The sequence below is a fragment of the Geobacillus thermoleovorans genome (assembly GCF_001610955.1).
GTDB classification, from domain to species: domain Bacteria; phylum Bacillota; class Bacilli; order Bacillales; family Anoxybacillaceae; genus Geobacillus; species Geobacillus thermoleovorans.
Genome location: NZ_CP014335.1, coordinates 2,732,191 through 2,751,190, shown reverse-complemented (window position 1 = coordinate 2,751,190; position 19,000 = coordinate 2,732,191). Strand labels below are relative to the sequence as shown.

The following is a 19,000-nucleotide window of genomic DNA, read 5'->3' as shown; positions in this document are numbered from 1 at the left end:
CTTCACAGTGTATGGGGGGAAGGCGGAAGCGGACTAGATGAACGCCTAATGAAGGCCATATTTTTAGGAGGGAGATTTGTGGAGCTGCGCATTGACAAGCTGCTCGCCCATATGGGGTATGGGACGAGGAAGGAAGTGAAAAAGCTGCTCAAGTCCGGAGCGGTGAAAGTGGATGGCGCGCCGGTCCGTGATGCGAAAACGAAAGTGCGGCCGGATGAGCAAATCGTGACCGTTTGGGGAGAAACGGTCGAGTACAAGCCGTTCATTTACTTGATGATGAATAAGCCTTCGGGGGTCGTTTCCGCGACGGAAGATGCCGTGGAAGAGACGGTCGTCGATTTGCTTGAAGAAGAAGACCGGGCATTTTCCCCGTTTCCGGTCGGGCGGCTTGACAAAGATACGGAAGGGCTGCTGCTCTTGACGAATGACGGCCAGCTCGCCCATCAGCTGTTGTCGCCGAAAAAACACGTGCCGAAAACGTATTTTGCCGTCGTGGACGGGGAAGTGACGGAAGCGGATGTCGCGGCGTTTCAGCGCGGCGTCGTCCTTGATGACGGCTATGAAACAAAGCCGGCCAAGCTCGTTGTGTTGAAATCCGGCCTTCGTTCCGATGTCGAGGTGACGATCACCGAGGGGAAGTTCCATCAAGTGAAGCGGATGTTTCAAGCGGTCGGCAAGCGGGTCGTGTATTTAAAACGAATTCAAATGGGGCCGCTGCCGCTTGACCCGGATTTGGCCGTCGGCGAGTATCGGGAATTGACGGATGAAGAGGTGGGCATGTTGAAGCAATACCGGCCAGAGACGGACGAAAAAAAAGGAACCTGACGCGGTTCCTTTTTTATGGAAAAATAGTGGATATTCATCTGTGGAAAAATGGTTTGCGTTCATCTCTCATCTTGCCTACCCTATTGGCACCGGGTTTACGAAGAGATGCGCACTTTTTTGTTTGTGGTCGTCCATTTGCCCTTGCTTGGGCTGCGAACGAGATCGTTGTACATAAGCACGTTCAAGTCGCGCTGGATCGTTCGTGGGGTGGTGCCGAACTCATCAACAAGCTCTTGGGTCGTAACCGTTCCTTTTTCGCTAATGTACATATACACGGACTTGATGCGGGTAAGCATCCGATGTGTTGAAGGTTTCAAAAGACCACTCCCTATCTTAGCATCATTCGCATGGCACAACCGACCGCTAGCAGATGAGAGATGTCTTTGTCTGTTTACTACCATTGTACACGAAATGAGAGGGAAAATGCTACCCGGTTGCTTCTATTCACGAAAAATTTCAACATTTTGTCATGAAACGGAAATCGATTTGCAACGAATGAAACATTTTGACTTCCTGTTTTTGATATGATACGTTGGCAACAAAGGGTGTTGAATAAGGAAAGGAAGAATGGCGTTGAACATCGACTGGATGAACGAAGCGAAGAAACGAAAAGACGATCTTGTCCGCGACGTGCAAGCGCTTGTCCGCATTCCGAGCGTCCGCGAGGATCAGCAGGCGCAGCCGGGCGCGCCGTTTGGGCCCAAGGTGGCCCAGGCGCTTGAGCATATGCTTCGCCGCGGCCGGGAGGAAGGGTTTCGCGTCAAAAATGTGGACGGATTTGCTGGGCATATCGAAATGGGGCATGGGGAGAAACTTGTCGGCGTGCTCGGCCATATCGACGTCGTGCCGCCCGGGGACGGCTGGACGATGGATCCGTTTGCCGCTGAGGTGCGCGATGGCCGCCTTTACGGGCGCGGCGCGATCGATGACAAAGGGCCGACCGTCGCGGCGTTTTACGCGATGAAAATCATCCGTGAACTCGGGCTGCCGCTTGGCAAGCGGGTGCGGCTCATCATCGGGGGCGATGAGGAAAGCGACTGGCGGTGTGTGGAGCATTATTTTCGCCATGAGGAAATGCCGGATGTCGGATTTGCGCCGGATGCTGATTTTCCGATCATTCATGCCGAAAAAGGAATCATTGACGCCGATTTGGCATACCGCCCGCCTAAATCGGCGGAGGCGGAAGGGCTCGCGCTTGCCTCATTCCAAGCCGGGCGCCGCTACAATATGGTGCCGGATGCGGCTGAAGCGGTGGTGGAAGGAGCGGGACGGACGGAGGAGCTGCTTGGCCTCTATGAACAGTTTTGCTGGGAGCGCGGCGTAAAGGGGAGCATGAGGCAAAGCGAAGGGGCCGTCGTCTTTCAATTGGAAGGGGTGTCCGCTCATGGCGCCGAGCCGGAGCGCGGCAAAAACGCCGGCGTCTATTTGGCGCAGTTTTTGGCGTCGCTTCCGCTCGATGGCCGAAGCCGGCCGTTCGTTCAGTTTGTGGCCTCCGCCTTTTTTGGCGATGCCCGCGGCCGGCGGCTTGGCCTTGCGTATCGGGACGAACAAAGCGGCGACTTGACGGTCAACGTCGGGGTGCTGTCGTATGACCGGCGGCATGGCGGAACGATTGGGCTGAACATCCGCTATCCGGTGACGGCCGACGGTGACGCGATCCGCCGGACGCTCGCCGGCGCTGCGGCTGAACATGGATTCGCGCTCAGCCGTTTCAGCGATACGAAGCCTCATTATATCGATCCGAGCCACGAGCTTGTCCGCACGCTTCAGCGCGTCTACGAAGAGCAGACGGGCGAGCCGGCCCGGCTTTTGGCCATCGGCGGCGGCACATACGCCCGCGCCTTGACCGCCGGGGTGGCGTTTGGCGCGTTGTTTCCGGGCCGTCCGGATGTCGCCCACCAGAAAGATGAGTATATCGAAATCGACGATTTGGTGAAAGCGACAGCCATTTACGCGCAGGCGATCTACGAGCTGGCGAAATAAACGGCGGTCCGCCGCCCCGGCGAAAAAAGAGAGCGGGGCGGGCGTTGTTTTAACGAAAGGGGGGGACGGGATGGAAGCGGCGTTCAAACGGGAGGCGGCGGTGCGAAAACAGGTGTTTCCGCTCTTTTATTTTCTCATCTTTTTTGCTTTTGGCGCGTTGTTTCCGCTTTTGTCCGTCTATTTGCAGGAAGAGGCGCGCCTTTCGGGGGCGGCGATCGGCTGGATCATGTCGCTTCCCCCGATCGTGACGATGGCGGCCCAGCCGCTTTGGGGCACGGCGGCCGATTATACGCGCAAACCGGTCGAACTGTTGACGCTGGCGCTCGGGGTGACAGCGCTGTTTGGGCTTCTTTATTCGCTGGCCGGAAACTACCAGGTGTTCGTCGCCCTGACCGTGCTGCTTTCGGCGGCGCAAAGCGCGATCGTTCCGCTCTCAGACAGCATCGCCCTTCATCATGTGCGCCGCTCGGGCGGAAACTACGGGGCGATTCGACTTTGGGGTTCGATCGGGTTTGCCGCGTCGGTGTTGGTTGTCGGATGGCTGTCCGATCATGTCGCGTTTGCGGTCATTTTTTACGCCTTTTCGTTGGCGCTGTTGGCCGCGTCTGTTTTGGCCGCCCGCCTGCCGCGCTACCCGATGGCGGCGCCGGGGGCGTTGACGTTTCAGGATGTGCGCGGGCTGCTGTCCGTCCGCTCGTTTCAGCTCCTGCTTGTCGCAACATTTTTGCTGTTTGGTCCGATTTATGCCAACAATTCCTATTTCGGGCTGTTGATCCACGAGCTTGGCGGCACGCTGACCGGCATCGGCTTCGCCTTTTGGCTGGCTGCCGGAAGCGAAGCGCCGTTTATGAAAACGGCCGACCGGCTCATCCGCCGGTTCGGCATGACGCGCCTGCTCGTGTTGGCTGCGCTCGTGTCGGCCGCCCGCTGGTGGTCGTATGTCGCCGATCCGCCGCTTTGGTTTGTCTATATCACAGCGATCGTTCAAGGATGTTCGGTCGGGCTGGCAATTCCAACCGCCCTCCAGTATGTGCGCCGCTTGGCGCCCGAGCGGGTGCAGGCGACGGCCGTCGCCCTTTACTCGGCGACGAGCAGCGGACTTGGCGCGTGGTTTTGCACGTTGGTGGGCGGATATTTGTTTGAGCGTTGGCAGATCGGCGCTGTCTACGTGTTTTTTGGCGCTTGCACCATCGTTGGAGTGTTCGTGCTCATTTGGTTGGGGAAACTGGAAAAAACGACCAAATCGGCAGGTGAGAAAGGATGAAACGGAGTCATTATTTCATCGCTGTTCCGCTGACAGCCGAAGCGAAACAAGCCATCGCCCGTTTTTCGAGCAATGCGGCGCCGTCGCTGCCGTTTCGCACATGGGTGCATGAAGAGGACTATCATATCACCCTCGCGTTTTTAGGCGATGTGCCGCCGAAAAAAATGGCGCCGCTGTGCGAAGCGATGGCCGCCACCGCCGCCCGATGCGCCCCGTTTCCCCTCGTGCTTGCCGGGCTTGGGACGTTCGGGGAGCGGACGGCGCCGCGCATTTTTTGGCAAGGAGTCGAAATGGAAGAGCGGCTGCATGCGCTGCGGCGCGACGTGTATGAAGCGTGCATGAAGCTTGGGTTTTCCTTGGACCGGCGGCCGTTTGCCCCGCATATTACGATCGCTCGCAAATGGCAGGGAGCCGAACCGTTTCACCCGGATCGCCTCCGTTCGCTTGCCGCGGCCAAGGCGGTGTTTTCGGTGCCTGAGATCGTGCTGTATCGGACGAATATGGAACGGACGCCGAAGTACGAAGCGATCGCCGTGTTCCCGTTGCTTGGCGCGCCGATGAATGGCCGGAAATAGCAGGTGAAACAATGGGTCAGCTCGTTAAACTCATGGATTGCATTTCCCGCTACGAAACGGATGTGTACTATTATGTGCCGGAGTTCATCCGGCTGAAGCAGCGGCAATGGGAGCAGGCAAAAGCGCGGTGGCAAGCCGAACGAACGGCTGAGGCCAGCGGATGGCTTGAAACGGGCGAGACGTGGAATGCTTGGCTTGACAAACCGTCATGGTGGGAACGGCTGACGAAACGATGGCGCCGCCGTGCCGCGCTTACGGAAGAAGAGACGTTTTCTCTTGCGCCGATGGCTCGTCCGGCGGCTACTCTGGAGGAATTGAAACAGCAGTTTTTGGATGAGTTGTTCGAGTTGCAGCTGAAATGGGCGAGTTCCACGATGATGTACGTTTCCTCCCTCGATGAAGCCGTGTATGGCGATGAGACGTTGAAATATTTTTTGCAACGGTTTCCGGATACGCATTTATGCTTTTACCGGCCGGTGGCGATGGTCGGCAAGGCGCCGGTGGAGCTGGAGACGATGATGTTGACGCCATCCACGCTCTGGTGCATTGCCTTCGTCGAAGGAAGGCCGGACAACATCGTCATGGCGTCAACCGGCCGGTTTTGGGTGGAACAGGCCGGAACGAACGAAACGAGGCTGGTCAACCCGGTCGTGTCGCTGCGGCGGACGGAGCAGATCGTTTCGGAGATTTTTCGCAAACATGAGGTCGATTGGCCGATCCACCTCGTGCTGTTAAACCGCTCCGGCTACATTGACAGCGGCGGTCTTTTTCCGTTTATCCGCTATATTGATAAGCGAAATTATGACGAGTGGTTTTCCCGCCTGCGCCGCTCCGCTCTCCCGCTTCGGCACGGGCAGCTGAAAGCGGCTGAGGCGCTGCTTCGCCATTGCGCCAGCTTTTACGACCGCCGCCATGACGGGAATATGAGCGGCGAGGAAGGGCAACAATAGAAACATCTGTGCATCGATAGGGCGACCGGCCGATGATTTGGCACCGCCCTTTTTCTTTTACGTATGATGGTATTAACGGGAGAAAAAAGGGGTGAACGCACATGCTTCACATCAGCCGAACGTTTGCCGCCTATTTGGACGAGATGGATCAAATCGTTGTGCTTGCGCCGAAATCGCTCGGCTTTGATGGAATGGCGCCGTTTACGCTCGTGGCGCCGAGCGGCGAGGAGATTCCGCTGTCCGTGCAGCACGTCGAGGATGTTGGGGAGACGGTGAAATATGTGTGCCGGTTTGCATCCGCGTTCGAGTTTGGAGCGACATACTGGGTGCGTTCTTGCCGCGGGGAGGAGACCGATGTTCAAATCGGCGCCGTTGTGCGCACTCCTGCATTTGATGATCGGTTTTTCTATGATGGACCGTTAGGAGCGGAGTATCTCAAAGAACAGACGGTATTTCGCGTATGGGCGCCGACCGCCACCGCGGTTAGCGTCAAGCTGGTTCATCCGCATCTCGACGAGATCCGCTGCGTGCCGCTTGTGCGCGGCGAACGCGGCGTATGGTCAGCCGTCGTCCCCGGCGATTGGGAGCGAGCGCGTTACACATATATCGCCTGCATCAACCGCGTATGGCGCGAGGCAGTGGACCCGTATGCGACCGCGGTTTCGGTCAATGGCGAGTTCGGCGTCGTGATCGACTGGGAGAAAACGAAGCTGGCGCCGCCCTCTTTGCCGCTTCCGCCGCTCTGTTCGCCGACGGATGCCATCATTTATGAGCTGAGCATCCGCGACTTTACCAGCCACCCGGACAGCGGCGCCGTCCATAAAGGGAAGTATCTCGGGCTGGCCGAAACGAACACGAGCGGGCCGAACGGGACGGCCACCGGGCTTTCGTATGTCAAAGAGCTGGGCGTCACCCATGTGCAGCTCATGCCGTTTATGGACTTTGCGGGCGTCGATGAGCGCGACCCACAAGCGGCTTACAACTGGGGATACAATCCCCTTCATCTATATGCGCCGGAAGGGAGTTATGCGACCGATCCAGCGGATCCATACGCGCGCATTGTAGAATTGAAGCAGGCGATCCACACGCTGCACGAAAATGGCTTGCGCGTCGTGATGGATGCGGTCTACAACCATGTCTATGACCGGGAGCAATCGCCGCTTGAGAAGCTCGTTCCCGGTTATTACTTCCGCTACGACGCCTATGGCCAACCGGCCAACGGCACCGGCGTCGGCAACGACATCGCTTCGGAGCGGCGGATGGCGCGCCGCTGGATCGTCGATTCGGTGGTGTTTTGGGCGAAAGAATATGGCATTGACGGGTTCCGCTTTGATTTGATGGGCGTGCACGATATCGAGACGATGAAAGCGGTGCGCGATGCCCTCGACGCCATCGATCCGTCGATCCTTGTGTATGGGGAAGGGTGGGATTTGCCGACGCCTCTTCCACCGGAACAAAAGGCGACGATGGCCAACGCCAAGCAGCTGCCGCGCTTCGCTTATTTCAATGACCGGTTTCGCGATGCGGTGAAAGGGAGCACCTTTCATTTGCCGGACCGTGGGTTCGCCCTCGGCAACCCAGGCGGGCGAGAACAGGTGAAGCTCGCCATTGCCGGGAGCTTGCGAGCGCTCGGCGGGCTGTTTTGCCACCCGCGTCAGTCAATCAATTACGTCGAATGTCATGACAACCATACGTTTTGGGATAAGATGGAGGCGGCCAACCATGATGAGCCGGAATGGCTCCGGCGAAAGCGGCAAAAGCTGGCGACGGCGATCGTTCTGTTGGCGCAAGGCATTCCGTTTTTGCACAGCGGCCAAGAGTTTTATCGGACGAAAGGCGGCGATGGGAACAGCTACCGATCGCCGGATGCGGTCAATCAGCTGGATTGGGAGCGGAAAAGCCGCTATGAAGACGACGTCCGCTACGTTCAAGGATTGATCGCCCTTCGCCGTGCGCATGGCGCATTTCGCCTCGCCACGGAGGCGGAAGTGCTGCGTCATTTCACGTTTCTTGAGCCGCTGCCGCCGTCGGTCATCGCCTACCGATTGCATGATGCCGCCGTCTATGGGCCTTGGGAGGACATCATCGTCGTGCATCATAACGAGGAGAAAGAGACAGCCATTGCGCTCCCCGACGAGCGCGAGTGGGCGGTTGTATGCGACGGACAGCGATGCGGGACAACGCCCTTTGGCCAAGCGCGCGGCATGCTTCGGCTTGACGGCATCGGCACATGGGTGCTCGTCCATCCTGCAGGGTGACCGCTCAGACGGCGCGCGGGGTTCGCCACAAGACCTTTGGAAGGCCGATGAAAAACGAGTATGTTCGCCAAGCCAATGGGGGTTGTCGGAAAGGAGAAGCCGATTTGGCAATCCTTCTGCAATTGAGAAAGACCGGCGTTGAGCAGGTTGTTTGTTTCAGTCGTCAGCCCTTTGCAAGAGCGGCTGCGCTCGTCTTTGGCGCACCCAATGAACGGTGTTCCAGTTGAGACGAAACGGGAAAGGGCGGCCGATCGGAGTGGGAGCCGCGGGGCACTTCCGCTTTGGCAGTTTTAAGCAGGGCGTTTGCCGAGAAAAATGTTTGCATGCCGGAGCGGTATTTCAGTATAATACAAGTAAAACGGACGGAGGAAGGACGCGGCCTGGCCGTCCTTTTTATTTGGGCGCGAGAAGCAAACGGAGATGTTTCTATTTTTAAGTCGCAGGTGAACACGCTTGGAACAGTTACTAGGTAAGGAGTGGGAGATCACTCCCGCTGGCGGCGCTACAGGGGATGCGTATTTTGCGGAATATGAAGGAAAGAAATTGTTTTTAAAGCGGAATTCTTCTCCGTTTCTGGCTGTATTGTCGGCCGAGGGCATCGTCCCGAAGCTTGTATGGACGAAACGGCTCGAAAACGGCGATGTGTTTACGGCCCAGCAATGGCTGAACGGCCGGGAGCTGAAGCCGTGGGAGATGGGAAGCGAGCAAGTGGCGGCGCTGCTAAGGAAAATCCATCGTTCAAAAGAGCTGGTGACGATGCTGAAGCGGCTCGGCAAATCTCCGCTGCGCGCGAAGAAAATGCTCGCTCTCCTCGCTGAGCAGCAGCGGCGTCATCCGGTCGGTGGTTCTGTCGTCTGTCAGGCGCTTGACTGGCTGGAGCAGCATGTGTCGTCATTGCCGGATGGCGAATATGTTGTCTGCCACTGTGACATCAACCATAACAATTGGCTGCTGGCCGATGATGGCACGTTGTACTTGATCGATTGGGACGGAGCGATGATCGCCGATCCGGCGATCGACATCGGCATGCTCCTTCATCTGTACATTCCGCGCGCCGAATGGAAGACGTGGCTCGACCAGTACGGATGGGAATGGAGCCAGGAGCTTGGCCTCCGCCTAAAGTGGTATACGATCGCTCATACGTTGCACTCGCTGTTTTGGCCGAAAGGGAAGGACGGCCAAAAAGAAAAGGAGCAGTCGCTTCGGTTATTGAAGCGCGTCATGGTAGAGAGTTGACCAAGCGAGGCCTCAGCGTCCGAACGGCCGGCGCCGGGGGCTGCGCGATCGCTGTGTTCGGCTGCCGCCGCGCCATTTGTTTCCGCTGCCGATGACGAAGGCGCCGCGGTCAGGACAGCCCATTCACCCAGTCGGCGAGCTGGCCTTGGTGGGCGGAAATGTGGGCGTTTAAATCAGTGCTGTATTTCCCGCCTTGGCCATAAGCGTAAATATGGGGGAGAATTTGCTTGACTTGGCCGTCCACCTCATCGTTGGCGAGCAGCGATTTAGCGAGCCGTTCAATTTGTTCGCATTCGGAAACCGTTCCGCAGCAATCGAGCTGATGTTCGGATAAAATGTCGCGAAGTACGGTCAATTGATGGTTATAGTTGAGCGGCATGCTGGTCACCATCCTTTCGCCAGGCTGTACGGTTTTATCATGCCCGGATCGAGCCGAGTTTATTATTCGAAACCGAAAAGACCCCCTGCTTCTACGCGTGAGCGTAGGTGGGAGAGCGTTCAAGCCCGGGCGTTTTTTCGCGTTTGCTTCTTTGGCGCGAGTGTGGTATCGTCAAACCAACAAACGGAAACAAGGCTGAGGTGTCAATATGCGTTTGCGCAACAAACCGTGGGCGAAAGACAAAATCGCCGCGTATCCGCAATACGTCATTCCCGATCCCGAAACAAAGCGCGGGCGATGGCGCGAGCTGTTCGGCCACGACCAACCGCTCCATGTCGAGATCGGGACGGGGAAAGGCAAATTTATCACGGAAATGGCCAAACTTCATCCGGATGTCAATTTCATCGGCATCGAGCTGTACCCGAGCGTGCTCGTGTCCGCGCTTGACAAACTGATCGAAAGCGGGCTCGCGAACGTCAAGCTGCTGAACGCCAATGCGAAAGATCTGACCGCGTTTTTTGCCGACGGGGAAGTGTCGCGCATTTATTTGAACTTTTCCGACCCATGGCCGAAAAAGCGGCACGAAAAGCGGCGGCTGACGTATCGGGACTTTTTGGCGCTCTATGACCGCATTTTGGCGGAAGACGGAGACATCCATTTGAAAACGGACAATCAATCGTTTTTCGAATACTCGCTTGTCAGTTTGTCGCAATATGGGTTTGTGCTCGCATCGGTCCAGCTCGACTTGCATCAAAGCGGCATGACGGACAATGTCATGACAGAGTATGAGGAAAAATTTTCTGCCAAAGGAAACCGCATTTACCGATGCGAGGCGGTGCGCCCGCCGCGGCGGTCGTCATAGGCCCGAACCGATTGGTCGGGTCTTTTTCTATTTCCGATTGATGGAGAAAATGGTACACTAGTGGAGGGGGGAGAGAGGAAATGGAACAGTTGCGAATTGGACAAGTCACATTGACATGGCTTCGGGGCGGCGTCACCCATCTTGACGGCGGGGCGATGTTTGGCGTCGTGCCGAAACCGCTTTGGTCGAAAAAATATCCGCCGAACGACAACAATCAAATCGAGCTGCGCACCGATCCGATTTTGGTGGAAGCCTATGGAAAACGGCTGCTCATTGAATCCGGCATCGGCAACGGCAAGCTGACCGACAAGCAAAAGCGAAACTTCGGCGTCACGGAAGAATCAGCGATTGATGAATCGCTTGCCAAGCTCGGGCTGACGCGGCGCGACATCGACATCGTCATCATGACCCATTTGCATTTTGACCATGCGTGCGGATTGACCGTTTGGGAAGACGGACGGCTCGTGCCGGCGTTTCCGCGCGCGGCGATCATCACCTCGGATGTCGAGTGGGAGGAAATGCGAAACCCGAACATCCGATCGCGCAATACGTATTGGAAAGAAAATTGGGAGCCGATCGCGGATCAAGTCGTTCCGTTTACAAAGGAAACGGAAGTCGTTCCTGGCATCCGCCTCGTCCATACCGGCGGGCATAGCGCCGGGCATGCGATCGTGCTCATCGAATCAGACGGGGAGATGGCCATTCATCTTGGCGATTTGCTTGGCACGCACGCCCATCAAAACGTCCTTTGGGTGATGGCGTACGACGATTACCCGATGGATTCGATTTTTGCCAAACAGCGATGGCTCCCGTACGGCATAGAAAGAAACGCGTGGTTTACGTTTTATCACGACGCCTATTACCGGGCGGTCAAATGGCGGACCGACGGAACGATGGAAGCTGCCGTGAAGCGGGAGCGGTCTGCGCTATAGCGGTCTGATCTCGATGATGGCGCCGGTGCAGGCGTTCACGAAAAACTCGTCATCTCCATCGTCGCAACAGACGCCGCCGCGGTACACCGTGTACGTCAAGCCGTCCTTCTCATACCGCTCCGGGGCGGATTGAATCCAGGAACCGCGGATGGCGCGCGGACCGCCAAGCGCGGCTTTCGCCAGCGCCAGCGCTTGTTCCGGGGCAAGGAGCGCCGGTTTGGAAGCGGAGCGAATGGCATAGACGACGGCCGCACCGACGGCGGCGCCGACGAGCCACTGTTTCCAAGCCATGTTTCTTTCCTCCTTTTCGCTTTGATACGGTTTAGTATAGCCGATTTTGGCGGAACATGTAAGAAGGACGGAAAGAAACGGAACGGTGAAATCGAACATAGAAAGGGAGACGCGTGATGAATAAGGACACGCTGCAATTATTCCAAACGTTGACCGAGCTTCCAGGCGCACCGGGTTATGAACATCCGGTGCGGCAGTTTATGCGCCAAGAGCTCGCGAAATACGCCGATGATATTGTGCAAGACCGCCTCGGGAGCCTTTTCGGCGTCAAACGCGGTGATGAGGCGGGCCCGACGGTGATGGTCGCCGGCCATATGGATGAAGTCGGATTTATGGTGACAGCGATCACGGATCACGGCATGATTCGTTTCCAGCCGCTAGGAGGCTGGTGGGATCAAGTGCTGCTCGCCCAGCGCGTGCAGATTATCACGGACGGAGGGCCGGTCATCGGCGTGATCGGGTCGATTCCGCCGCATTTGCTTGATGAGGAGCAGCGCAAAAAACCGATGGAGATCAAAAACATGTTGATTGACATCGGAGCGGAAAGCCGTGAAGATGCCGAACGAGTCGGCATTCGCCCCGGCCAGCCGATCGTGCCGGTCAGCCCGTTTACTTTGCTTGCCAACGGAAAAACCGTGATGGCAAAAGCGTGGGACAATCGGTTTGGCTGCGGATTGGCGATCGAGCTGTTAAAAGAGCTGAACGGCGAAACAGTGCCGAACGTCTTGTACGCCGGGGCGACCGTGCAGGAAGAGGTCGGGCTGCGTGGGGCCCAGACGGCGGCCTCGATGATCAACCCGGACATCTTTTTTGCCCTGGAAGCAAGCCCGGCCAACGATATGTCCGGCGACAAGCAGGCGTTCGGCCATATCGGCAAAGGAGCGCTCATCCGCTTGTACGACCGGACGATGATTACGCACCGCGGCATGCGCGAATTTGTGCTTGATACGGCGGAAACGATCGGCGTCCCGTACCAGTTTTTCATTTCCCCAGGCGGCGGAACCGACGCCGGGCGGGTGCATATCGCCAACCGCGGCGTGCCGTCGGCGGTGATCGGCATTTGCGCCCGCTACATTCATACGCATGCGTCGATCATTCATGTCGACGATTACGCGGCGGCCAAACAGCTCATCGTTGAGCTCGTCAAACGGTGCGACCGGACAACGGTCGAGACGATTCGCCAAAACAGCTGAGGAGAAGCGAGCGCTTCTCCTTTTCCATGACAAGGAGGGCACTGGATGAAAACTGTTGCGGTTGGAACGAACAACGAAGCGAAAATCGCCGCCGTTCGGGCGGTGCTTTCGGAAAAGGAATACCGCATTGTATCGCTTGAGGTGCCATCAGGCGTTTCCGCGCAGCCGCTGTCCGATGAGGAGACGCGGCTTGGCGCCATCGGGCGCGCCAAACGGGCGCTCGAAGCGGCGGAGGCGGACATCGGCATCGGATTGGAAGGCGGCGTGACGAAGATCGATGGGCAATGGTGGCTGTGCAACTGGGGGGCGCTCGCTGACCGAAACGGAGTGGTGGTGGCCGCCGCCGGCGCCCGCCTCGCCCTCCCGCCGGACGTCGGCGCCGGCATCGAGGCGGGGCGCGAGCTCGGCGACGTGATGGAAGCGTACACCGGGCGGAGGAACGTTCGGCGGAAAGAAGGCGCGGTCGGCGTATTGACGAACGGGCGCGTTGACCGATCGGCGATGTTTTCCCACATCGTCGAGCTTTTGGCCGGTCAATATGAATGGCTTTGTCAAAACGGGTCGTTCCATGTATGATAAATAACGAACGGTCATGCCGATGATGGCGGGCGGCTGAATGAGCGGGCCGCGCGAGGATCTAGACCGAGCGGCTGGCAACGTCAAACGGTGGAAAACGCCGCACGGGCATGGCCTGGCATTGTCAACGCCGGATGCGCCTTTGGCCAAGTCCCGGCCGAAAGAGGGAAACGGAAGGCACGGCCGCCGGCAAAACAAGGAGGAACACGAATGAACAGCCGGCAAATGTATGAGAAGATTAAAGAGCGCCTCGTCGCCCACCGGCACTGGACGTTTCGCTTTGACGCCAAGCAAGACGCGATGCGCGTCGAAGACCGCCGCACGAAAAAAGGCGTCACGATCTCGCTTCCCGGCGTGATCGCCAAATGGCACGAACAAAAAGATGAGGCGGTGCGCGAAGTCGTTTATTATGTAGAGGAAACGTTGAAAACGATGGAGGAAGACGCGGCGCTTTCCGGCAACGAGCGAAACATTTATCCCGTCATTCGCTCGGCGTCGTTTCCGACGGAGACGAAAGAAGGCATTCCGTTGCTGTTTGATGATCATACAGCCGAAACGCGCATTTACTATGCGCTCGACCTAGGCAAAACGTATCGCTTGATTGATGAGCGCATGCTGGAGAAAGACAAATGGAGCCGCGAGCGGGTGAAGGAAATCGCCCGTTTCAACGTTCGGTCGCTGCCGACGCCGGTGAAAGAGGATCGGGTGGCCGACAACGTGTTTTATTTTGTGAACACCAATGACGGGTATGATGCGAGCCGCATTTTAAACGAATCGTTTTTGGCCGGCATGCGGGCGCGCGTGGAAGGAACGATGGCCGTCGCTGTTCCGCATCAAGATGTGCTCATCATCGCTGATGTCCGCAACGACATCGGTTATGACGTGCTCGCGCAAATGACGATGAGCTTTTTTGCCGGCGGCCGCGTGCCGATCACGGCGCTGTCGTTTTTATACGAAAATGGGAAACTTGAACCGATTTTTATTTTAGGAAAAAAACGGAGAACGTAGCGGCAAGGAGGAATGAAGCGATGAACGTGTTTTACAACCGAGAAGGGGTCGGCGACGTGCTGCTCGTGTCGCTGAAACCGGCGGCGGATGAGGAACGGACGTTTGTCAGACAAGGCGATGTCGTCCGCATCATGTCCGAACGGACGGGCGAGACGGTCGGCTATAACATTTTTTCCGCGTCTTCGTACTATCCGTTTTCCGGCAACGGTCCGCTGGAAGTGAATGAGGAGCTCGTCGGCGTCATCAACGACATCTTGGCGAAAAACGGTTTTGACGAACCGATCGAAGCTGACTTGTCGCCGAAGTTTGTCGTCGGATATGTGAAAGAGAAAACGAAGCATCCGAACGCCGATAAATTGAGCGTCTGCCAAGTCGATGTCGGCGGTGAGGTGCTGCAAATCGTCTGCGGAGCGCCGAACGTCGCCGAAGGGCAAAAAGTCGTCGTCGCCAAAATCGGCGCCGTGATGCCAAACGGCCTCGTCATTCAAGAAAGCGAGCTGCGCGGCGTCCGGTCATCCGGCATGATTTGTTCGGCCCGCGAGCTTGGGCTGCCAAACGCCCCGCAGGAGAAAGGCATTTTGGTGCTGTCCGATGAGTATGAGGTCGGCCAGCCGTTCGTTTTTTGACGTTCCGACGGGCGGTGCAGACGGATTCCGACTGTTGTTTCGCCACTGGAACGACGCCAGTGGCGTTTTTTCCGACAATGAAGGCAAAGAAAGAGTGACGTGATGGATGAAATTTTGGAAACGATGGCTTCGTTTTCTCACGAGCGACGAGGAAGAGGAAGGGAACGAGCAGCGAGCGAATTCCCGGCTGTCGGCCGGCATGCCCGAACGCGGCGCGGTGAATGTCATTTACCAATATCCGCAAGGCCGCTTCCGCTTTCCGTTGATTCCGGATGACCAGCCGGGTGAAAATCAGGAAAGGCCGAGGCGGGAGAAAAGCGAGGCATCCCGGCCGCTGCCGAGTCGGCGCCCGTCAGCTGGCGTTTCAAGGGAAATAGCGGAAAAACGGCCGTTCCGCCCGTCCGATGTGCCATCCCCGGTTTTTGGATATGATCGGAATCGGGGGAAACAGCGGCAACGAGCGGATGAACCCGAGCTGACCGGTGCGGGGGACATAGAGAATCGGAGCGATGAGGCGGTTCGGGAAGAGGCCCTCCGCGGAGAAGCGACACGGCGAGACGCGCGAGAGGGCACGGAAAGCCGGGCGGCTGAACCGCCAAAAGAAGAGGCGCCTTTGGCCAAGGGGGCAGAGGAATGGAACGAAGACGCGAGCGGAGCGATGCCCGCGGCTGTTATGGAAACGGAAGGAAAACATGAGCTGGCGCCGGCGGCAGGGCAGGAAGAACGTGATGCCGAGGCGGATGAAAAGAAAGGGCAGGAGCTGGACGAACGAGGCAACGAACGCGCGCCGCACGCAACAGACGGCGGCTTGGAGAGCGAAGGACGAGGGGTGCCGTCACAGATGAGGAATGGAGACGGAGGGAGCGCTTCTTCGACAGAACAGCGGGAGACGACCCCAGATCGCGAAATCCGTCACTCGGCGGCGCCCGCGGGCCGGGAGGAGGCTTCCCGCCCCGAACGAACGCGCATCCCGTATAATGTGATCATGTTAAAGCAAGATTGGCGCAAACTCGAAGAAAAGGCGGCGAATCGATCGAACGGCTGCGTACTGCCGCCATTGGCGCTTCTTGAACCGCCCGAGAAAGCGGCCGAACGCGACGAGCAGTGGCTTCGCGACCAATGCCAGCGTTTGGACCGGACGTTTGCGAGCTTCCATATCGGCGCCAAAGTCGTTGGGGCGACGCAAGGACCGACGGTGACGCGGTTTGAAGTGCAGCCGGATTTAGGAGTGAAAGTGAGCAAGATTACGAGTTTAATCGATGATATCAAACTCAGTCTGGCGGCGAAAGATATTCGCATCGAGGCGCCGATCCCGGGAAAACGGACGATCGGCATTGAAGTGCCGAACCGAACGAGCCGTCCGGTGCGCCTGCGGGAAATTTTAGAAAGCGAAGCGTTCCGTAAAAGCCCATCGCCGCTTACCGTGGCGCTTGGGCTTGACATTAGCGGTGCGCCGGTCGTGACTGACATCCGAAAAATGCCGCATGGGCTGATCGCCGGGGCGACCGGGTCGGGAAAAAGCGTATGCATGAACGCGATGCTTATCAGCATGTTGTATAAAGCAGCGCCGCACGAAGTGAAATGGCTGCTCATTGATCCAAAAATGGTCGAACTGGCGCCGTACAACGGGCTGCCGCATTTGCTCAGCCCGGTGATCACCGAGGCGAAGGCGGCGGCGGGGGCGCTCAAGTGGGCGGTCGGCGAAATGGAACGGCGGTATGAACAGTTTGTCCACGCCGGCGTGCGCGATATTGAAAAGTATAACGCCCATCTTCGCGAACGCGGAAGCAGCGAGCCGCCGCTGCCGTACATCGTCATCGTCATTGATGAGCTAGCGGACCTCATGATGGCCGCTCCAGCCGATGTCGAAGAATCGATTTGCCGGCTGGCGCAAAAAGCGCGGGCGTGCGGCATCCATCTGCTGATCGCGACGCAGCGGCCGTCGGTCGATGTCCTCACGGGATTGATCAAGGCGAACATTCCGACGCGCATTGCGTTTTCCGTCTCCTCCCAAGTCGATTCGCGCACCATTTTAGATGTGAATGGGGCTGAGCGGCTGCTTGGGCGCGGCGATATGCTGTTTTTGGAAAATGGTTCGGCCAAGCCGGTGCGGCTGCAAGGCTGCTTTATTTCTGATGAGGAAATCGAGCGGGTGGCAGCGCACGTGAAAGAGAAGCAAGGCCCATCCTATCTGTTTGATCCGGACGATTTTCGGCAAACGGCGTCGATGGGCGGCGAGGATGACGAACTGTTCGAGGAGGCGTGCCGGTTTGTCATCGCCCAAGGAGGGGCGTCGACATCGAGCCTGCAGCGTCATTTCCGCATCGGCTACAACCGCGCTGCCCGGTTGATCGAGATGATGGAGGAACGAGGGTTGATTTCGGAGGCGCGCGGCAGCAAACCGCGCGATGTGTTGATGAGCGAGGATGAGTGGGAGCGCTGGCGCGAGCAGAACAGCTGAGGGCGGGCGGCCTCCTTTGGGCGGGCGGTAGTGTTTTGCCTCCTTGCGTGCTATAATGGGGAAATGAATGGTGCACCGCAATGAGAGAAATGGCAAAACGAGATGGATATCATATACTGTCTTACAGAGAGACGATGGTTGGAGGGCTTAACGATGACAGCTTACCATTTTGTAGGCATTAAAGGCACGGGGATGAGCGCGCTCGCGCAAGTGCTTCATGACCTTGGCTATACGGTGCAAGGGTCGGATGTAGAGAAATGGTTTTTCACGCAAAAGGCGCTTGAAGAGCGGGGAATCCCGGTGCTGCCTTTTTCGAAAGACAATATTCGTCCAGGTTATACGGTCATTGCCGGCAACGCATTTCCGGATACGCATGAGGAAATCGAGGCGGCCCGTCAGCTTGGTGTGCCTGTCATTCGTTACCATCGCTTTTTAGGCCAGCTGGCAGGCAAGTTTACGAGCATCGCGGTGACCGGTTCGCATGGAAAGACGACGACGACGGGGTTGCTTGCCCATGTGATGCAAGGAGCCCATCCAACGTCCTATTTGATCGGAGACGGCACGGGAAAAGGAGAGCCAGGGAGCAAATACTTTGTGTTTGAAGCGTGCGAATACCGCCGGCACTTCCTTTCCTACTTTCCAGATTATGCGATCATGACAAATATTGACTTTGATCACCCGGATTATTTTGCCAATGTCGACGATGTGTTTTCCGCTTTCCAGCAAATGGCGAATCAAGTGAAAAAAGCGATCGTCGCCTGCGGGGATGATCCGTATTTGCCGAACATTCAGGCGAAAGTGCCGATTTTGTTTTATGGATTCGGCGAAGAAAACGATTTTCAGGCGCGCAATATCGTCAAGACGACGGAAGGGATGGCGTTTGATGTGTTCGTGCGCAACACATTTTTCGCTTCGTTTGCCATTCCGCGCTTCGGCACTCATAACGTATTGAATGCTCTCGCCGTGATCGCCCTCTGCCACTACGAAGGGGTGGATGCGGGCACGATCGCCAAGCGGCTGCAAACGTTCCAAGGCGTGAAGCGCCGCTTCAGTGAAAAAACGGTCGGGCGCCAAGTGCTGATCGATGATTACGCGCATCATCCACGCGAAATTACGGCGACATTGGAGGCGGCAAGGCAAAAATATCCGGGGCGCGAAGTGGTGGCGATTTTTCAGCCGCATACGTATACGCGGACGCAGACGTTTTTGCGCGAGTTTGCCGAAAGTTTGCTGCAAGCGGACCACGTGTATTTGTGCGACATTTTCGGCTCGGCGCGCGAACATGAGGGCAAGCTGACGATCCGTGATTTGCAGGCGCAAATTCCGCGTTCCCAGCTGCTTGAGGAACAAAACGTAGCCGTGTTGAAGCAGCATCAAGACGCGGTGTTGGTGTTCATGGGCGCCGGCGACATTCAAAAGTTTCAACAAGCGTACGAACGGGCCGTTCTTTCCGCCTGACGGCCGACAGGGAACGGGCTGTGATGAAGATGGCCCGTTTTTTCCTGTTTCAAAAAGGAAGCCGTCTTTTCTATGTCGAAGTTTGAAAGCGGGAAAAGATGGGTACAAAGGGAATGAAACGTT

The 19,000-nt window shown here is 57.3% G+C and carries 19 protein-coding genes; 16 read left to right on the top strand and 3 right to left on the bottom strand.

The window, feature by feature from the left end; translation table 11 throughout:
• Positions 1 to 78: 78 nt before the first annotated feature.
• Positions 79 to 825 carry a pseudouridine synthase gene (locus GT3570_RS13860; RefSeq protein ID WP_011232306.1) on the top strand — a complete coding sequence of 249 codons (747 nt, stop codon included), beginning with the start codon at positions 79 to 81 and terminating at the stop codon, positions 823 to 825.
• Positions 826 to 920: 95 nt separating this feature from the next.
• On the opposite strand, the gene GT3570_RS13855 is transcribed toward GT3570_RS13860, so the two are convergent.
• A complete protein-coding gene (locus GT3570_RS13855; protein ID WP_008880936.1) occupies positions 921 to 1,142 on the bottom strand; it encodes a DeoR family transcriptional regulator in 222 nt (73 codons plus the stop codon).
• A gap of 250 nt (positions 1,143 to 1,392) precedes the next feature.
• Between GT3570_RS13855 and pepV the strand changes: the two genes are divergently transcribed.
• The 6 genes from pepV (at position 1,393) to GT3570_RS13825 (ending at position 9,091) form a co-directional block, all read left to right on the top strand.
• Positions 1,393 to 2,808 carry a dipeptidase PepV gene (gene pepV, locus GT3570_RS13850; protein ID WP_082816484.1) on the top strand — a complete coding sequence of 472 codons (1,416 nt, stop codon included), beginning with the start codon at positions 1,393 to 1,395 and terminating at the stop codon, positions 2,806 to 2,808.
• Between the two features lie 70 nt (positions 2,809 to 2,878).
• Positions 2,879 to 4,072, top strand: a complete 1,194-nt coding sequence (malA, locus tag GT3570_RS13845) for a maltose permease (RefSeq protein ID WP_014196579.1) — start codon at positions 2,879 to 2,881, stop codon at positions 4,070 to 4,072.
• Positions 4,069 to 4,647 (top strand): RNA 2',3'-cyclic phosphodiesterase, encoded by a 579-nt coding sequence (gene thpR, locus GT3570_RS13840; RefSeq protein WP_011232303.1) that lies wholly within the window; start codon positions 4,069 to 4,071, stop codon positions 4,645 to 4,647. Before malA ends, thpR begins: the two co-directional genes overlap by 4 nt.
• 11 nt (positions 4,648 to 4,658) lie before the next feature.
• The gene (locus GT3570_RS13835; RefSeq protein WP_062898883.1) at positions 4,659 to 5,597 is read left to right on the top strand and encodes a hypothetical protein; all 939 of its coding nucleotides are present in this window, start codon (positions 4,659 to 4,661) and stop codon (positions 5,595 to 5,597) included.
• 101 nt (positions 5,598 to 5,698) lie between these two features.
• On the top strand, positions 5,699 to 7,855 hold the full coding sequence (pulA, locus tag GT3570_RS13830) for a type I pullulanase (RefSeq protein WP_011232301.1): 2,157 nt from the start codon (positions 5,699 to 5,701) through the stop codon (positions 7,853 to 7,855).
• 453 nt (positions 7,856 to 8,308) lie between these two features.
• Positions 8,309 to 9,091, top strand: a complete 783-nt coding sequence (locus tag GT3570_RS13825) for a phosphotransferase family protein (protein ID WP_015375644.1) — start codon at positions 8,309 to 8,311, stop codon at positions 9,089 to 9,091.
• Positions 9,092 to 9,200: 109 nt separating this feature from the next.
• On the opposite strand, the gene GT3570_RS13820 is transcribed toward GT3570_RS13825, so the two are convergent.
• Positions 9,201 to 9,470 carry a YtzH-like family protein gene (locus tag GT3570_RS13820; protein ID WP_011232298.1) on the bottom strand — a complete coding sequence of 90 codons (270 nt, stop codon included), beginning with the start codon at positions 9,468 to 9,470 and terminating at the stop codon, positions 9,201 to 9,203.
• Positions 9,471 to 9,678: 208 nt separating this feature from the next.
• On the opposite strand from GT3570_RS13820, the gene trmB reads away from it, so the two are divergent.
• Together trmB and GT3570_RS13810 are read left to right on the top strand one after the other, a co-directional pair.
• Entirely contained in the window at positions 9,679 to 10,332 is a 654-nt protein-coding gene (gene trmB, locus GT3570_RS13815) for a tRNA (guanosine(46)-N7)-methyltransferase TrmB (protein WP_011232297.1), read from the top strand.
• Positions 10,333 to 10,412: 80 nt separating this feature from the next.
• Entirely contained in the window at positions 10,413 to 11,264 is an 852-nt protein-coding gene (locus GT3570_RS13810; RefSeq protein ID WP_062898882.1) for a YtnP family quorum-quenching lactonase, read from the top strand.
• Here GT3570_RS13810 and GT3570_RS13805 read toward each other — a convergent pair.
• The gene (locus GT3570_RS13805) at positions 11,259 to 11,555 is read right to left on the bottom strand and encodes a PepSY domain-containing protein (RefSeq protein WP_025039244.1); all 297 of its coding nucleotides are present in this window, start codon (positions 11,553 to 11,555) and stop codon (positions 11,259 to 11,261) included. The two genes, GT3570_RS13810 and GT3570_RS13805, sit on opposite strands and share 6 nt — an antisense overlap.
• Before the next feature lie 116 nt (positions 11,556 to 11,671).
• Here GT3570_RS13805 and GT3570_RS13800 point away from each other — a divergent pair, with 116 nt between their 5' ends.
• From GT3570_RS13800 to murC, 7 genes are all read left to right on the top strand, one after another.
• Positions 11,672 to 12,748: a M42 family metallopeptidase gene (locus tag GT3570_RS13800; RefSeq protein WP_011232294.1), complete on the top strand. Its 1,077-nt coding sequence runs from the start codon at positions 11,672 to 11,674 to the stop codon at positions 12,746 to 12,748.
• A 45-nt stretch (positions 12,749 to 12,793) separates the two neighbouring features.
• Positions 12,794 to 13,324, top strand: coding sequence for a DUF84 family protein (locus GT3570_RS13795; RefSeq protein ID WP_013524367.1), 531 nt, complete (start codon positions 12,794 to 12,796; stop codon positions 13,322 to 13,324).
• A gap of 40 nt (positions 13,325 to 13,364) precedes the next feature.
• Entirely contained in the window at positions 13,365 to 13,538 is a 174-nt protein-coding gene (locus GT3570_RS18785; protein ID WP_014196573.1) for a hypothetical protein, read from the top strand.
• Positions 13,535 to 14,332, top strand: a complete 798-nt coding sequence (locus GT3570_RS13790) for a DUF1444 domain-containing protein (RefSeq protein WP_011232292.1) — start codon at positions 13,535 to 13,537, stop codon at positions 14,330 to 14,332. The genes GT3570_RS18785 and GT3570_RS13790 overlap by 4 nt, the downstream gene beginning before the upstream one ends.
• A gap of 20 nt (positions 14,333 to 14,352) precedes the next feature.
• Entirely contained in the window at positions 14,353 to 14,958 is a 606-nt protein-coding gene (gene ytpR, locus GT3570_RS13785; RefSeq protein ID WP_013144448.1) for a YtpR family tRNA-binding protein, read from the top strand.
• Positions 14,959 to 15,064: 106 nt separating this feature from the next.
• The gene (locus GT3570_RS13780) at positions 15,065 to 17,419 is read left to right on the top strand and encodes a DNA translocase FtsK (RefSeq protein ID WP_014196572.1); all 2,355 of its coding nucleotides are present in this window, start codon (positions 15,065 to 15,067) and stop codon (positions 17,417 to 17,419) included.
• Positions 17,420 to 17,572: 153 nt separating this feature from the next.
• The gene (gene murC / locus GT3570_RS13775; RefSeq protein WP_011232289.1) at positions 17,573 to 18,877 is read left to right on the top strand and encodes a UDP-N-acetylmuramate--L-alanine ligase; all 1,305 of its coding nucleotides are present in this window, start codon (positions 17,573 to 17,575) and stop codon (positions 18,875 to 18,877) included.
• Positions 18,878 to 19,000: the final 123 nt, after the last annotated feature.

What these genes read in the sequence shown, in the direction of transcription:
- GT3570_RS18785 (WP_014196573.1), top strand. Translation starts at nt 13,365, where the DNA reads ATGAGCGGGCCGCGCGAGGATCTAGACCGAGCGGCTGGCAACGTCAAA.
- GT3570_RS13800 (WP_011232294.1), top strand. Translation starts at nt 11,672, where the DNA reads ATGAATAAGGACACGCTGCAATTATTCCAAACGTTGACCGAGCTTCCA.
- thpR (WP_011232303.1), top strand. Translation starts at nt 4,069, where the DNA reads ATGAAACGGAGTCATTATTTCATCGCTGTTCCGCTGACAGCCGAAGCG.
- GT3570_RS13820 (WP_011232298.1), bottom strand. Translation starts at nt 9,470, where the DNA reads ATGCCGCTCAACTATAACCATCAATTGACCGTACTTCGCGACATTTTA.
- ytpR (WP_013144448.1), top strand. Translation starts at nt 14,353, where the DNA reads ATGAACGTGTTTTACAACCGAGAAGGGGTCGGCGACGTGCTGCTCGTG.
- GT3570_RS13835 (WP_062898883.1), top strand. Translation starts at nt 4,659, where the DNA reads ATGGGTCAGCTCGTTAAACTCATGGATTGCATTTCCCGCTACGAAACG.
- murC (WP_011232289.1), top strand. Translation starts at nt 17,573, where the DNA reads ATGACAGCTTACCATTTTGTAGGCATTAAAGGCACGGGGATGAGCGCG.
- GT3570_RS13795 (WP_013524367.1), top strand. Translation starts at nt 12,794, where the DNA reads ATGAAAACTGTTGCGGTTGGAACGAACAACGAAGCGAAAATCGCCGCC.
- malA (WP_014196579.1), top strand. Translation starts at nt 2,879, where the DNA reads ATGGAAGCGGCGTTCAAACGGGAGGCGGCGGTGCGAAAACAGGTGTTT.
- trmB (WP_011232297.1), top strand. Translation starts at nt 9,679, where the DNA reads ATGCGTTTGCGCAACAAACCGTGGGCGAAAGACAAAATCGCCGCGTAT.
- GT3570_RS13810 (WP_062898882.1), top strand. Translation starts at nt 10,413, where the DNA reads ATGGAACAGTTGCGAATTGGACAAGTCACATTGACATGGCTTCGGGGC.
- GT3570_RS13805 (WP_025039244.1), bottom strand. Translation starts at nt 11,555, where the DNA reads ATGGCTTGGAAACAGTGGCTCGTCGGCGCCGCCGTCGGTGCGGCCGTC.
- pepV (WP_082816484.1), top strand. Translation starts at nt 1,393, where the DNA reads ATGGCGTTGAACATCGACTGGATGAACGAAGCGAAGAAACGAAAAGAC.
- GT3570_RS13790 (WP_011232292.1), top strand. Translation starts at nt 13,535, where the DNA reads ATGAACAGCCGGCAAATGTATGAGAAGATTAAAGAGCGCCTCGTCGCC.
- pulA (WP_011232301.1), top strand. Translation starts at nt 5,699, where the DNA reads ATGCTTCACATCAGCCGAACGTTTGCCGCCTATTTGGACGAGATGGAT.
- GT3570_RS13780 (WP_014196572.1), top strand. Translation starts at nt 15,065, where the DNA reads ATGAAATTTTGGAAACGATGGCTTCGTTTTCTCACGAGCGACGAGGAA.